We start from the raw sequence: 14,582 nt of genomic DNA on the forward strand, positions 1-14,582 counted from the left end.
GCGGCCGCGGTGTGTGAGTCAGAAGGGGGTCAGGGTGAGGGTGATCTCCTTCGGGGCGCTGTCCTCGATGTAGGAGGCGAAGCCGGCGACGTCGTCGAAGGCGAAGCCGTAGGCCTTGCCGTCGCGGGTCGCGGCGTGCATGGCCCTGGCGTAGTGATTGGTCAGCCGCTGCTGGTAGAAGTCCGCCGGGTCGGTGGTGGGCTGGTGGGCCTGGGTGGTGAGGGTGGAGCGGTTGAGGGCGGCGCCCAGGACGGCGGCCACCGGTCCGAGGGTGCCGTCGTTGGGGGCGGCGAGGGTGCCGTCGCAGAAGAGGACGTCGCGGGTGGACGGCTTGTCGAAGGAGACCGTGCCGGGCCCCTTGAAGGTGAGCTTGCCGCCGCTGACCCGGCCGGTGAAGGTGCCCGCGTCGGTCGTGACGGTCAGGTCCTGGGCCTCGTAGGCGGACCAGGCCTCGTCGATGGCCGGGGCGAGGTAGTCCTTGGCGAACAGTCCGCCGTCCAGGCCGTGGCCGGGGGCGATCACCCGCTTGTCGCCGATGACCAGACGGTCGAAGCCCTCGGCGGCCTTGACGTCGGAGAAGATCGTGGCGCGGGCGCCGTCCTTGAGTGTGCCGGTGGTCTGCTCCTTGGCTCCGGAGAGCTTGATCGCGAGCGGGACGCTGAACATGTCGACCATGGTGGTGTTGCAGAACATTCCGCCGGAGTTGTGGGTGAACTCGGCGCAGTCGTGCAGCACGTCGTAGTTGGGGTCGCCGGCGACCCAGCCCGCCGGATAGGCGAGGGCGGCCTTGCCGTTGCCGTCCTCGACGGCCTTGAACCTGAGCTTGCCGCCGAGCGCGGTGTAGATCCGGCCGGACATCCGGGGCAGCCGGAGGGTCGTGGTGCCGCTCGCGGCGAGCGGTATGGCGTAGTCGGTGAAGCCGTCCGGACCGTTGTCGGCCAGTGCGACGGGCTTGAGCTCGCCGTCCGGGGTGACATGCACCTGCTGGGTGCCGTCGTTGCCGACGATGTAGACCCAGACCGAGGAATTGGCGTAGTCCCCCGAGTTGTTGAGGATATTCAGGGGGACCGTAGCCGCCGTCCGTGTGTGCCGTGAGGCGTTGCGGGCCGCTCCGGGGGCGCCGATCGCGCGACCGGTCAGGAGGGCTCCGGAGGCGGTGGCGGCGCCGGCGGCGAGGCCGCCGAGCAGGCTGCGGCGAGTGATCATGAGAGGGCTCCTTGCGGGGTGGTGCGCGAGGCGGCGGGGGCCGGACCGGTGGCGGTCCCGTTGCCGGTACGGGCCGTCGCGGGCCGCTGCACGGAGACGGCGACATGGTCGACGAGCAGCGAGCCGCCGGGCCGGGTGGCGTCGGTGGGGGTGGCGAAGCCCGCGGCGCCGTCCGGGAACGCCCCGCCCATCGCGAGGTTGAGCAGCAGGAAGTGGCCGTGGTGGGTGGCCTTCGCCCAGGTGTCGGCGTCCGTCTCGGAGGCGCTCACGGTGTGGAACCGCTGGCCGTCGACGTACCAGTTCAGCGACTCGGCGGCGCTGTCGGTGCGGTCGAGCTCCAGCGCATAGGTGTGGAATCCGGCCTGGCAGGTGCTTCCCGGGCAGTCGCGGGAATTTCCCTTGCCCTGGGTCTCGTTGCACGGCCCGCCGGGGTTGACGCCGCAGTGCAGCACGCCCCAGACCTTGTTGACGCCGTTGACGTTCTCCATGATGTCGAACTCGCCGATGCCCGGCCAGTTCCCGTAGTTGCCGCGGTACTCGGCGCCCAGGGTCCAGAAGGCCGGCCAGTAGCCGAGCGCGCCGTCGCCGGAGACGTCCGGCATCCGGATGCCCGCCTCGATCCGGAGCTTGCCGCCGGCCGGGGCGGCGAAGTCGGTGCGCCGGGACTCGATGCGGCCCGAGGTCCAGGTGGCGCCGTCCTTCAGCGCGGTGATCCTGAGGTGGCCGGCGCCGTCGAGCTGAAGGTTCTCGGGGCGGTCGGTGTAGGTCTGGCGCTCACCGGTGCCCCAGTTGGCCGGGCCGCCCGGGTAGCCGGTACCGGTGTCGGTGATCCAGTCGTCGGCGGACGGGCGTGATCCGGCGGCGCCGTCGAAGTCCGTACGCCAGACTTCCTCGAAGGGAGCGGGGGTGGCTTGGGCCTTCGCTCCGGTGGGCGCGTCCGCTGCCGCGGAGGCCGGTGGGAGGGAGAGGGCACAGGTGCTGACGAGTGCGGCGCTCGCGGCGAAGAGCACCGCTCTCGTCCGGAATCCGGCCCTTTTGCGGGACGGTTTTCTCATGCTCATGACATTCTCTCCTCGGCGCAGTGGGGGTAGTGAGGAGTTCCATGGGGGGCAGGGAGGAGTTCCGTGGGGGGAATCCAGCCTGAGAGCGCTCTCATATCGTCCGCAGTGAACCCTGCCGACTCGACGGCACACCGTCAAGTCACCGTGTGGAAAAAGGAGTTCGATGGTGTCTGAGCCGAACGGCCCACGGCCGACGCTGGAGGCGGTCGCGGCGCGCGCCGGGGTCTCCCGCGCGACGGTGTCCCGCGTGGTCAACGGCGGGGCGGGCGTACGGGCGGTGGTCCGGGAGCGGGTCCGGCAGGCGGTGCGCGAGCTCGGTTACGTACCGAACAGCGCGGCCCGCACGCTGGTCACCCGCCGCACCGGAGCGGTCGCCGTGGTCATCGCGGAACCGGAGACCCGGGTCTTCAGCGACCCCTTCTTCGGCCGCCAGCTGCGCGGCATCAGCCGCGAACTGGCCGCCGCCGACACCCAGCTCCTGCTGATGTTCGTCGAGCACCGCGCCGACTACGACCGCATCGGCCGCTACCTGTCGGCCGGCCATGTCGACGGCGCGCTGATGTTCTCGCTGCACCGGGACGACCCGCTGCCCGCCATGGCCGAGCGTGCCGGGCTGCCCACCGTCTACGGCGGCCGCCCCGGCTGGGCGGGCGCCGACCGGGCGCCCCGGCCGCTGTACGTCGACACCGACAACCGCGACGGCGCCCGCCAGGCCGTACGCCATCTGCTCGGCCGCGGCCGGCGCCGGATAGCGGTGATCACCGGGCCGCTCGACCAGACCTCGGCGCTGGACCGCCTCGACGGCTACCGCGAGGCGCTGGGCGCGGCGGAGCCGGACGCCCGGCTGATCGCCAACGGCGGGTTCACGGCGCGCGGCGGCGAGCTCGCCATGGCCCAACTCCTCGACGCCGCACCGGACTTGGACGCCGTCTTCGCCTGCTCGGACCTGATGGCGAACGGCGCCCTGCGCACGCTGCGGGCGCGCGGGCGCCGGGTCCCCGACGATGTGGCGGTGGTCGGCTACGACGACCTGGAGCCGGCGGCCTGGGCGGATCCCCCGCTGACCACGGTCCGCCAGGACGTGGAGGAGATGGGGCGGCTGATGGCCCGGTTGCTGCTGCGGCTGCTGGATCCGCGGCGGGCGGGGAGCGCGGGGGCCGCGGGAGGAGCAGCGGGCGAGCGGACGGGAGCGGGGGCCGGGACGGCGGAGCTGGCGCCGGTGATCACGGGGGCGCGGCTGGTGGTGCGGGAGTCGGCATGAGGGCGGAGCGGTGCCCCGGGCCGCCGGCTCCGGAGGGCGGACCGCGAGTGCCGGACTACGGGTAACGTCCTGGTCATGGGGCCGGAAGCACAGATCGAAGCCGAGATCACGGTACGCAGGGCGCTGGAGCTGCCCGCGCTGCGGCGCGGGCTGCCGGAGGTGCTGGCCGGCGGGGACCGGCTGGACCGCGCGGTGCGCTGGGTGCACGCGGGCGAGGTCCCGCATATCGCCTCGCTGCTCAAGGGCGGCGAACTGCTGCTGACCACCGGCCTCGGGCTGGGTGCCCGGCCCTCCGAGCAGCGGGCCTTCATCCGTAAGCTCGCGGACCGCGAGATCGCCGCTCTCGTCGTGGAGCTGGGCTCTCGCTTCGAATCACTGCCCTCGGCGCTGGTGGACGCCGCAAGGGACTGCGATCTGCCGCTGATCCAGCTGCACCGCGAGGTCCCGTACGTCACGGTCACCGAAGCGATCCACACCGAGATCATCAACAGCCACTACGCGCTGCTGCGGCGCGCCGACGAGATCCTGCGGCGCTGCACGGACGTGCTGCTGCGCGGGGGCGGCGCCCCGGAGGTGCTGCGGCTGCTGGCCGTCTTCACCGGCAACCCGCTGTGTCTGGAGGCCCCCGACGGCAGCCCGCTGTACGCGGCGGGCCCGGAGAGCGACGCCGAGGGCGGCGGGCCCGCGGACGCCGACCCGCTGCTGGCCTGGGAGGGCCTGCGGGACACCGGCGTACGCATCGACGTCCCCGGGTGGGGAGGCCACGGCCCCGACGCGGTCCGCGCCCGCCTCGTGCTGCTGCCCGTCAACGCCCCCGTGGCGCCCGTGCACCGGATCGCCGCCGAGCGCGCCGCCGATCTGCTCGCCGTCGTCATGCTCCAGTCCCGTCAGGAGGAGGTGCTCGCCGCCCGGGGCCGCGGCGATTTCCTCGCCGATCTGGCCGAGGGCCGGATCTCCGCGGCCGAGGCGCCCGCGCAGGCCCGGCTGCTGGGTTTCCGCCCCGGCTCGGATCCGGTGCTCCCGGTCGTCATGCGGCTGCCCGCCGGTCTCCCCACCCCCGCCGGCTGGGCCCTGCTCGCCCAGGCCCTGCGCGAGGAACTCGCCGCCCCCGGGGTGCCCGTGCTCCTCGGCGTACGTCCGGTGGAGGGCAGGGTCCCGATGCTCGTGGCGCTGCGGGCCGGCCAGGACCGCGAGAGGCTCGCCGACCGGATCGCCGAGGCGCTGCGGGCCGGCGTCGTGCGCGCGGGCCTGGACCGGCCGACGGCGCACCGCCCGGTGGTCGTCGTCGGTTCGGCGGGCGACTGGGCGGCGGCGGGTCCCGGTCTGCGGCATGCGGCGGAGGCGGCGGCAGCGGCCCAGGGCCTGCCGGAACAGCCCTGGTACGACGCGCGCCGGCTGGACATCGAGCTGCTGCTGTGGCGGATGCGCGAGCACGGTGAACAGGGTGTGCTCACCGACTTCGTGGAGCGCGCCATCGGCCCCCTGCTCGCCCACGACCGCGGTGCCCGTCAGCCGTTGCTGCCCACGCTGGAGGCCTATCTGGCCAGTGCCGGCCGCAAGGCGGAGACCGCCCGCGACCTGAACGTCAACCGCCAGACCCTGTACGACCGGCTGGCCCGCATCGCCCAGCTGCTGGGCACGGACCTGGACGACCCGCAGACGGTCCTGGGCCTGCGCCTGGCCCTGCGCGCCCGGCGCCATACGGACCGGCCGTAGCGGGCGCGCGGCGGCCGCCGGGGACGGGATCAGCGCCGGTCAGGCGGCAGGCTGCGGGCTCGGCCCGGGTCAGAGGGGCATGCTCGGCTGGGTCAGAGGGCTGGCTCGTCCCGGGTCAGAGGGGCTGGCTCGGCTGGGTCAGCTCGTCGTAGACGCTGAGTACCTGGGTGACGGTGTCGTTCTCGCTCGGCCAGCCGGCCGCCTGCAGACGGCCCGCCGCCGCCAGCGCGTCCCGGCGCGCGGGATCGCCGAGCAGCCCGAGAACGGAGCGGGCCAGCGCGCTGGCGTCCCCGTAGCGGACCAGCTCCGCGGCGCGGCCGACCAGTTCGGGGGTGCCTCCGGTGTCGGTGGCAACCAGTGGCACCCCGGCGCGCAGCGCCTCCTGGGCGATCAGCGAGCGCGCTTCCCACCTGCTGGGCAGCACCACCAGGTCGGCGGCGGCGAGTAGTTCGGGCACGTCGTCGCGGCGGCCCAGCAGCTGGACGGGCAGCTGCTCGGTGTCGATCCGCCGCTGCAGCGCGGCCCGTTGGCCGCCCTCCCCCGCGATGGCCACCAGCGGCTGCGGATCGAGCGCGCACCAGGCATGGGCCGCGTCGAGCAGCAGATCATGGCCCTGGGCCGGATCGAGGCGGCCGACCGCGAGCAGCAGCGGGCGGTCCACCGCTCCCAGTTCGGCGCGCTCCTTGTGGCGCGTCCGGTCGTGGTTCTCGTACTCGGGCGGCGCGCCACCGGGCCGGGGGCGCGGAATCGCGACCGGCGCGAGCCGTGCGTCGCGGGCGCCCCGTTCGCGTGCCCGGTCCACAAGATCGGAGCAGGCGCCCAGGACGACGGCGGCGGCCCGCGCCACCCGCCGCTCCATCAGATGCACCAGTCCGGCCCGCGCGCCCTCAGTGGGCGACTTGGTGTGCCAGGTGATGACCAGGGGAACCCTCCGCCCTCCCCGGGGAGCCCGCAGGCCGCGCAGCGCCATCGAGGCGCGCAGACCGGCCCGCAGTCCGTGGGCGTGGACCAGGTCGGCATCCCAGCACGCGCTGCGCAGCAACGCCACGCTCGCCGGGTCCGTGCGCGGCGGAACGTGCACGAACCGCGCCCCGGCGCCGGTGAAGTCGTAGGCCTGCTCGGATTCCGGCGTGGCGCAGACGGTCACCCGTACGCCGCGCGCGACCAGCCCTTCGGCCAGCGAGCGGACGTGTGCCGCGCTGCCGGCGCTGCCGTGCCCCAGCACCTGGACCGTGCGCAGCGGCGACAGCCCGTGCGTCGAGGTCGGGGTGCTGGTCACGTGGTCGGGGCTCCTGGGTCGGGGCGGGACGGACCGTACCGGCGGGCCGGTCCGCTGCTGCGGGCGTCACGGCACGCGGCCGGGCCGCCGCCACCGGCCCGTCCGGCGGACGGGCGGCGGCACGGCGAACGCACCCGGAACTGCGCACCGCGCCCCAGGATGCCAGCCCGGCGACGTCAATTCGGCACCGTCCGCCCGCCGTTCCGGTGGGAAGTCTCACCCCAGCGCCCGCCGGATCACCCACATGGGCGACAAACCGCCCGCGCGAGTCAACGGCCCCTTCGGGTGAGCCGCCCCTCCGGAGCACGCCCGCCCCGGCGATACGGGGCGCGCACGGCGCTACCCGGGGCGCGCTCGGCGGCGGGTGTCCTGGGCGACGGGCTACGGGCGGGACGCGGCGGGGGCCAGGGGGACGCGGGACGCAGGGGGAGGGCGCGGGGACGCGGGGTAGGACGCCAGGGGGGCGCGCCGCACGGAGCCCGGGCGGCGGGGCTGCGGCAGGCGTCAGAGCGCCGCGGCCGCCCGGCTGACGCGGTCCCCGGCGGCTGCGGCGGCGAGCAGTCCGGCGGCGTGGGCGGCCAGTCCGCGGCGGCCGTTCGCCGCCACGATGGCGAGCCCGAGTGCCGCGCCGAGCGCATGCGCCCCGGCGTCCCCGAGCATCGTGCGCTCCCCCAGGTCGTCGCCGACGACGGCGGCCGCCGCGCCCATGGGGGCGGCGGACAGCGGTCCGGCCGGTCCGCGTCGCAGCAGCCCGGGCGCCCCGACGGCCAGTACGGCGCCGGCCGCCCGGCCCGGCCGGACGTCGAGGAGGTTGACCAGATGCGCCGAGCCCGCGATCACCACGCCTGCCAGCAGCTTGTCGGCCGGGCGCTCCTTCAGGAGGGCCCCCGCCGCGAGCCCGGCGGCGCCGATCCCGAACAGCTTCACCGCCCCACTGGTGACCTCACGCTGCCGCAGCGCCGAGAGGTGCGCCCGGAAACCGCGCCGGGGGTCAGCGGCGCCGAAGACGTCGTCGTATGCCCCACAGCCCCCGGCGGCCAGTATGGCCAGCGCCGTCGCGGTGCGGGTCCGGGCGGGCAGCCCGGGTGCGGTGGCGGCGGCGAGCGCGGTACCGGCGGCCGTCGCGAGCCCTGCGTGCAGGTCCACGGTCCGGCCGGCGTAGTTCTTGCGCTCCCACAGGACGGCACCGCCCGGCGGCCGGCTCTTCAGCGCCCCGTAGGCGGCGCGCGTCGCACCCGCCGCCCCGAGCAGTGCGGAGATCCGCCCCAGCACCCTGCTGCCTGCCATCGCCATGTCTCTCCCCTCGCGCCCGGCACCGTGCCGCGCTCGACCGGCGCAAGCCTTCGGCTCCCGCCCCCGCCCGCCCCAGGTCCTGTCCGGCCCGACCCATCGGACAGGCCCTAGCCGTCCTTGCGCGCCGTCTCCAGCAGTTCCTCCGCATGCGCCCGGGCGGTCTCGGAGTCCTCCTGGCCGGCGAGCATCCGGGAGAGTTCCCGGACCCGTTCCTCGCCCTCCAGGACGGTGACGCCGCTCCTGGTGACCGACCCGTCGTTCGTCTTCGCCACCAGCAGCTGCCGGTCCGCGAACGCCGCGACCTGCGGGAGGTGCGTCACGACGACGACCTGCGCGGACTTCGCGAGCCTGGCCAGGCGTCGGCCGACCTCGACGGCCGCCCTGCCGCCGACGCCCGCGTCGACCTCGTCGAACAGGTACGTCGGTACGGGGTCGGAGCCGGCGAAGACCACCTCGACGGCGAGCATCACCCGGGAGAGCTCACCGCCGGACGCCCCCTTGGCGATCGGCCGGGGCGGTGCACCCGGGTGCGGGGCGAGGAGCAGCTCGACCTCATCGGCGCCGGCCGGTCCGTAGGCCACGGTGCGGCCACCGACCTCGATGCCGTCCGCGTCCTCAGGGACCTCGGTCTGGCGGATCTCGACGGTCACACGGGCGTGCGGCATGGCGAGTTCGGCGAGTTCGGCGGTGACCGCGTCGGCGAAACGCTGCGCCGAGGCCCTTCTGGCGTCGGTCAACGCCTGTGCCAGCTCGCCCAGTTCGGCCCGGAGCGCATCCCGCTCCGCGGTCAGCTCGCCGATCCGGTCGTCGTCGCCGTCCAGTTCGGCGAGCCGGGCGGCGCTCTGCTCGGACCACGCCAGCACCGCCGCGATGTCCTGGCCGTATTTGCGGGTCAGATGGTTCAAAACGGCGCGCCGCTCCTCGACCGCGGCGAGCCGCAGCGGGTCGGCGTCCAGGCCGTCGGCGTAACTGGCCAGCTCACCGGCCACGTCCGCCAGCAGGATCCCGATCTCGCCGAGCCGCTCGGCGAGACCGGCGAGTTCCCGGTCGTGGCTGCGTACGGCCTCCAGAGCGCGGTGCGCACCGGCGGCCAGGGTGGTGGCGTCGACGCCCTCGGGGTCTTCCGGGTTGCCGGCGAGCGCGGCGTGCGCGGCGGTCGCGGCGGAGGCGAGTGCCTCGGCGTGCCCGAGCCGCTCGGCCTCGGCGGCGAGTTCGGTGTCCTCACCGGGCTGCGGCTCGGCCGCCGCGATCTCGTCGAGGCCGAAGCGCAGCAGATCGGCTTCCTGGGAGCGTTCGCGGGCCCTGGTGGTCAGCTCGTCCAGCTCGGTGGTGACGGCGCGCAGCCGGCGGTGGGCGGCGGTGTACTTGGCGAGCGGGACGGCGACGGCGTCCCCCGCGTAGCGGTCCAGTGCCTGGCGCTGGCGGGCCGGCCGTAGCAGGCCCTGCTGGTCGGTCTGGCCGTGTACGGCGACCAGGTCGTCGGCCAACTCCCCGAGGAGACCGACCGGTACGGAGCGGCCGCCCACGTGGGCCCGCGAGCGGCCCTCGGCGGAGAGCGTACGGCTGATCAGCAGCGCGCCGTCGTCCAGCTCGGCACCGGCCTCCTCGGCCCGTACCGCGGCGGGCGCCTGCGGGCCGACGCTGATCCTGCCCTCCACCACCGCCGATTTGGCGCCGATCCGCACGAGGGCGGGGTCGGCGCGCCCGCCGAGCAGCAGGCCGAGGCTGGTGACGACCATGGTCTTGCCCGCGCCCGTCTCGCCGGTCACCGCCGTGAAACCCGGGGACAGCTCGACAACGGCGTCGTCAATGACACCCAGGGACCGGATCCGCATCTCCTCCAACACGGATAAGACCTTACGAGGTCCAAGGGCCGCCCCGCGACGGCCTCCCCCTTCCTCCCGCGCCCCGCACTGCGGAAAACCCCACCAAAAGACGGGTGTTTTCCGCATGGTGCGTGATCACGCTCAGCCGTCACGCTGATCACAGTGCGAAACGAGAGGGGGGCTCATGGCCAGCGGATTGGCGCGTGCGGCGCTGCGGGGGCACCGGCCCGCGTTCACGGGGACGGCGGTGGCGGCGCTGTTCGCCGCGACCGTGGTCAGCGCGTCGATGACGGTGCTCACCGCGACGGGTGAGGAGGGCATCCCGCCCGCCGCGCGGCGGGCGATGGCGGTCCACGGCGTCGGGGACCTCGCCCTCGTCCTCCTCCTCGGCTCGATCTATATGTCGATCTTCGTGGTCGCCTCGACGATGGGCACGGCCGTCGCCCAGCAACACCGCGAATTCGCGATGCTCCGTGCGATCGGTGCCCGCCCCTGGCAGATCCGGCGGGCGACCGCCGCACAGGCGGTGGCGGCCGCCGTCCCCTCGGCGCTGGCTGGCTGCGCACTGGGGGCCGTGCTGGCGCGCTGGTGGTTCGACGGCATGGTCGACCACGGTCTCGTCCCCCGCGAGGTTCCCTTCCGGTTCGGCTGGGCCGCGCTGCCGGTGTGCCTGGCGGTGGCGGTGGTCACCTCCGCGGTCGCCGGGCTGCTCGCGGCGAGCCGGTTCGCGGCGCTGCGTCCCGCGCGGGCGCTGGAGGAGGCGGCGGCGGGCCGCCGGAAGCTGGGGTGGCTGCGGCTGCCGCTGGGGCTCGCCGCGACGGCGGGTGGCGTGCTCGTCTCCCGGCTGCTCGCCGACCAGTCCGCTGAGGAGGCGGGCCAGGGCGCCTTCCTGGTGCTGCTCCTGTTCTGCGTCGGTGTGGGGCTGCTGGGGCCTCGCATCATCGCTCCGGCCGCGTGGCTGGTGTCCCGGCTGATCGGCCGGTTCGGCAGCGCGGCCGAGCTGGCGATGCAGAACGTCACGACGCAGTCCCGCCGCTTCTCCGCCGCCGTCGTGCCCCTGGTCCTGGTGGTGGCGTTCGGCACGACGAAGATCGCGGTGCACACGACGGCCCAGCACCGGACCGGGTCCGCCGGCCCGGCCGGCGAAGTGTGGCTGGACTACATGGGTACGGGGCTGTACGCGGGCTTCGCCGCCATCGCCGCCGCCAACACCCTGGCCATGATCACCGCCGAGCGCCGCCGCGATATGGCGCTGCTGCGCCTGGTCGGCTCGCATCCGCGCCAGGTGCGGGCGATGGCTGCCTGGGAGGCAGTCGTCGTCGCGGGCACCGCCCTCGTCCTCGGCACGGCCATCGCGCTGTTCACCCTCGCCCCGATGCTCCAGCGGGCGTTCGGCGACGCACTGCCGTATGTGCCCTGGACGACGGCCGGCGCGATAGCGGGCGGCACCCTGCTGCTCGCGCTGCTCGCGACCGGCCTGCCCGTCCACTCCGCCCTGCGCCGCCGCGCCACGGAAACCCTGGCCTCGGCCTGATCCCGCCGGCCCCACCGACACCGTCACGAGAGACGCACCATGAACGACCGATCCACCGCCTTCGAGCGCCCCGGCCCGCACACCCCTGCGCGCCCCGGCCGTGCGCACCGTTCCCGTCCTTCCCGCCGGACCGGCCGCCTTCGCCGTCCCCGCGGCGCCGCCCTGCTGCTCGCCGCGGTAGCTGCCGTCACCGCCCTGACCGCCACCACGGCATGTGCCGGGCCCGCCCGCGCGGGCCGCTCCGGCCCGGACGCCCATGCCGCCTCCGAAGACCCCGCCGCGGTCCGGTCGGGCCGCACTCCGGCCGCCTCCCTGGAGGGCGTCTGGCGGATGGACGGCTACGGCACCCTGGTCACCATCAAGGGCCGGAGCCTGCGTACGTACGAGACCACCGCCGTGAGCTGTCTGCCGGGAGCCGTCACCGGCACCCGCGTCGGCACACCGGACCCGGACGGCCGCAGCCGCTTCGCGGTGCCGGACTCGGCCCCGGTCACCGTGGCCCCGCAGGGCACCGGCCGCGCCCGGCTCGCCATGGAGGACAGCGTCGGCGGGCGCCTTCTGCACCGTATCGGCGCGCTGCCCGGCCGCTGCGCTCAGCGCCCGTCGCGCGACCCCCGAGCGGCCTTCGACGTCTTCTGGCGGACGTACGCCGAGAACTACCCCTTCTTCCGCGCGAAGAAGATCGACTGGGTGGCGGTCCGCGACCGCTACCGCCCCCGCATCACGGCCCGCACCACCGACGGCCAACTCTTCGCGGTGTTCCGCAAGATGATCGAGCCGCTGCACGACGCGCACACCCGGGTCGTGGCCGGACCCGGCCAGTGGTTCGCGGGCAAGCGCCCCGGGACCGTCCTTCCCACCCCGGGATTCACCGCCCGCACCGACAAGGCGATCGCCGCCCACCTCGGCGCCGGCACCGTCCAGCGGCACTGGGCCCAGGGCAAGCTGACCTACGCCGACCTCCCCGGCCGCATCGGCTACTTCCGCATCACCCAGTTCGCCGGCTACACCGAGAAGGGCGACTACGCCGGCGATGCCGCCGAGCTCGACCGCGCCCTGAACTCGGTGTTCACCAAGGCCCGCACACAGGGCCCGGCGGCCCTGCGCGGCCTGATCATCGACGTACGGCTCAACGGCGGCGGAGCCGACCCCCTCGGTCTACGCATCGCCTCCCGGCTCACCGACCGCCCCTATCTCGCCTACCGCAAGCAGGCGCGGAACGACCCCCGCGACCCTGGCGGGTTCACCACTCCCCAGCCGGTCCGGATCCGCCCGCACCAGGGCCCCGTCTACACCGGCCCGATAGCGGTCCTCACCGGTCGGCTGACCATCAGCGCGGGCGAGACCTTCACCCAGTCCCTGATGGGCCGCTCTCCCGCCCCCACCCGTATCGGCGAGAACACCCAGGGGGTCTTCTCCGACATCCTGGACCGCAGGCTTCCGAACGGCTGGACGTTCGGCCTGCCCAACGAGATGTTCCTGACCCCCGACGGCCGCACCTTCGACGGACCGGGCATACCCCCGGCCGTTCCCACCCCCGTCTTCACCGACGAGGAGCTCTCCGCCCGGCGCGACTCCGCCCTCACCCGCGCCCGGGCGCTCCTCTCCCCAGAGACCGCGCGGGGCGGCCACCGGGGCGGCGGCAGGCCCTAGTGCGGCGCCCCCCGCCACCCCGCGACCGGGAGGGCGAACTTGGCGACCAGACGATCCGTGAAGGAGGCGTGATGCAGACGCGCCAGGCGTACGGGTACGGCGCCACGGCGGACCTCGACGCGGGCACCGGCGGGCAGTTCGACGCTGCGGCGGCCGTCGCACCACAGCACGCCGTGCGGGGTCTTGGGCTGCACCTCGACCGCGAGGACGGAGTGCGGCGAGGTGACCAGCGGCTTGGCGAAGAGGGCGTGGGCGCTGATCGGGACCATCAGCAGGGCCTCGACCTCGGGCCAGACCACGGGGCCGCCGGCCGAGAAGGCGTACGCGGTGGAGCCGGTCGGGGTCGCGCAGACCACGCCGTCACCGCCGAAGCGCGACACGGGCCGCCCGTCGACCTCCGTGACCACCTCCAGCATCCGCTCCCGTGCGGCCTTCTCCACCGACGCCTCGTTGAGGGCCCAGTCGGTGTGCACGACATTGCCGTTGTTGCGGACGAGGACGTCGAGCGTCATCCGCTCCTCGACCTCGTAGGCGCGGGTGACGACCCGGTCGACCACCTTGTCGAGGTCATCGCGTTCGGCCTCCGCGAGGAAGCCGACCCGGCCGAGGTTGACGCCGAGCATCGGCACCCCGGAGGTCCTGGCGAAGTCGGCGCCGCGCAGCAGCGTGCCGTCCCCGCCGAGGACCACCAGCAGTTCGCAGCCCTCGGCGGCGCACTGCTCCGACTCGACGCGCTGCACGGACGACGGCAGCGGCAGGTCCGCGGCCTCCTCGGCCAGTACCCGCACGCCGATGCCGCTGCGCAGCAGCCCCTGGACGACGAGTTCGGCGCTGCGGATGGCCGCGGGCCGGCCCGTGTGGGCGAGCAGGAACACCGTCCGCCCGGCTCCGGTGTTCTCGTGTGCTGCGCTGCCTTCAACTGCCTGGGTAGTGGTCAACGAGGCCCCTCCGCCACTGCACGGTCGACATCCGCCGGGTCGAGTGCAGGCGCCCCGGCGCGCAGCCACAGAAAGTACTCGACATTCCCGGAAGGTCCAGGCAGCGGGCTGGCAACTACGCCAAGTACGCCAAGTCCCAGTTCGGCCGCCCGGCCCGCCACGGCGCGCACCGCCTCGGCCCGCAGCTCCGCGCTGCGTACGACCCCGCCGCTGCCCAGCCGCTCCTTGCCGACCTCGAACTGCGGCTTGACCATCAGCACGAGGTCCGCGTCCGGTGCCGCGCAGCCGGCCAGCGCGGGCAGGACGAGCCCCAGCGGGATGAAGGAGAGATCGCCGACGATGAGGTCGACGGGCTGCGAGTCGATCTGTTCGAGCGTCAACTCGCGTACGTTGGTCCGGTCCTTCACGGTGACCCGCTCATCGCTCTGCAGCGACCAGGCGAGCTGTCCGTATCCGACGTCGACGGCGACGACATGACCGGCGCCGGCCCGCAGCAGGACATCAGTGAAGCCGCCGGTCGAGGCGCCCGCGTCCAGGGCCCGCCGCCCCTCGATCTTCAGGCCGAGCGGGACGAAGGCGGCGAACGCTCCGGCGAGTTTGTGACCGCCGCGCGAGACATAGTCGGGGTCGCTCTCGTCCGCGCGTACGACCACGGCCGCGCTGGTCTCCACCTGAGTGGCCGGTTTGGTCGCGGTCGCGCCGCCGACGGTCACCCGGCCCGCGGCAATCAGCTGGCTCGCGTGCTCGCGCGAACGGGCCAGCTTGCGGCGCACCAGCTCCGCGTCGAGACGGCGTCGTGCCACTCCTGCCACCTG

At 74.5% G+C, this 14,582-nt stretch carries 11 protein-coding genes; 4 read left to right on the forward strand and 7 right to left on the reverse strand.

The window, feature by feature from the left end:
* Positions 1–18 precede the first annotated feature (18 nt).
* A complete protein-coding gene (locus ACWD6P_RS16725; RefSeq protein WP_451444826.1) occupies positions 19–1,206 on the reverse strand; it encodes a beta-1,3-glucanase family protein in 1,188 nt (395 codons plus the stop codon).
* The gene (locus ACWD6P_RS16730) at positions 1,203–2,267 is read right to left on the reverse strand and encodes a glycoside hydrolase family 16 protein (protein WP_451444827.1); all 1,065 of its coding nucleotides are present in this window, start codon (positions 2,265–2,267) and stop codon (positions 1,203–1,205) included. Before ACWD6P_RS16730 ends, ACWD6P_RS16725 begins: the two co-directional genes overlap by 4 nt.
* A 163-nt stretch (positions 2,268–2,430) precedes the next feature.
* On the opposite strand from ACWD6P_RS16730, the gene ACWD6P_RS16735 reads away from it, so the two are divergent.
* Positions 2,431–3,528, forward strand: coding sequence for a LacI family DNA-binding transcriptional regulator (locus ACWD6P_RS16735; RefSeq protein WP_451444828.1), 1,098 nt, complete (start codon positions 2,431–2,433; stop codon positions 3,526–3,528).
* A 75-nt stretch (positions 3,529–3,603) separates the two neighbouring features.
* Positions 3,604–5,244, forward strand: coding sequence for a PucR family transcriptional regulator (locus ACWD6P_RS16740; RefSeq protein WP_451444829.1), 1,641 nt, complete (start codon positions 3,604–3,606; stop codon positions 5,242–5,244).
* Between the two features lie 115 nt (positions 5,245–5,359).
* Here the strand turns inward: ACWD6P_RS16740 and ACWD6P_RS16745 are convergent, their stop codons facing one another.
* From ACWD6P_RS16745 to recN, 3 genes are all read right to left on the reverse strand, one after another.
* On the reverse strand, positions 5,360–6,523 hold the full coding sequence (locus tag ACWD6P_RS16745) for a glycosyltransferase family 4 protein (RefSeq protein WP_451444830.1): 1,164 nt from the start codon (positions 6,521–6,523) through the stop codon (positions 5,360–5,362).
* 504 nt (positions 6,524–7,027) lie between these two features.
* Positions 7,028–7,816 (reverse strand): hypothetical protein, encoded by a 789-nt coding sequence (locus tag ACWD6P_RS16750; protein WP_451444831.1) that lies wholly within the window; start codon positions 7,814–7,816, stop codon positions 7,028–7,030.
* A gap of 107 nt (positions 7,817–7,923) precedes the next feature.
* Positions 7,924–9,651, reverse strand: a complete 1,728-nt coding sequence (recN, locus tag ACWD6P_RS16755) for a DNA repair protein RecN (RefSeq protein ID WP_451444853.1) — start codon at positions 9,649–9,651, stop codon at positions 7,924–7,926.
* A gap of 175 nt (positions 9,652–9,826) precedes the next feature.
* Here recN and ACWD6P_RS16760 point away from each other — a divergent pair, with 175 nt between their 5' ends.
* Together ACWD6P_RS16760 and ACWD6P_RS16765 are read left to right on the forward strand one after the other, a co-directional pair.
* Positions 9,827–11,176 (forward strand): FtsX-like permease family protein, encoded by a 1,350-nt coding sequence (locus ACWD6P_RS16760; protein WP_451444832.1) that lies wholly within the window; start codon positions 9,827–9,829, stop codon positions 11,174–11,176.
* A gap of 39 nt (positions 11,177–11,215) precedes the next feature.
* Positions 11,216–12,829, forward strand: a complete 1,614-nt coding sequence (locus ACWD6P_RS16765) for a S41 family peptidase (protein ID WP_451444833.1) — start codon at positions 11,216–11,218, stop codon at positions 12,827–12,829.
* On the opposite strand, the gene ACWD6P_RS16770 is transcribed toward ACWD6P_RS16765, so the two are convergent.
* Both ACWD6P_RS16770 and ACWD6P_RS16775 read right to left on the reverse strand, forming a co-directional pair.
* Complete coding sequence (locus tag ACWD6P_RS16770) at positions 12,826–13,767, reverse strand: NAD kinase (protein ID WP_451444834.1); 942 nt, start codon at positions 13,765–13,767, stop codon at positions 12,826–12,828. The genes ACWD6P_RS16765 and ACWD6P_RS16770 overlap by 4 nt on opposite strands.
* Positions 13,764–14,579, reverse strand: a complete 816-nt coding sequence (locus ACWD6P_RS16775) for a TlyA family RNA methyltransferase (RefSeq protein WP_451444835.1) — start codon at positions 14,577–14,579, stop codon at positions 13,764–13,766. The genes ACWD6P_RS16770 and ACWD6P_RS16775 overlap by 4 nt, the downstream gene beginning before the upstream one ends.
* Positions 14,580–14,582: the final 3 nt, after the last annotated feature.

Source organism: Streptomyces sp. NPDC002446 (genome assembly GCF_053595675.1).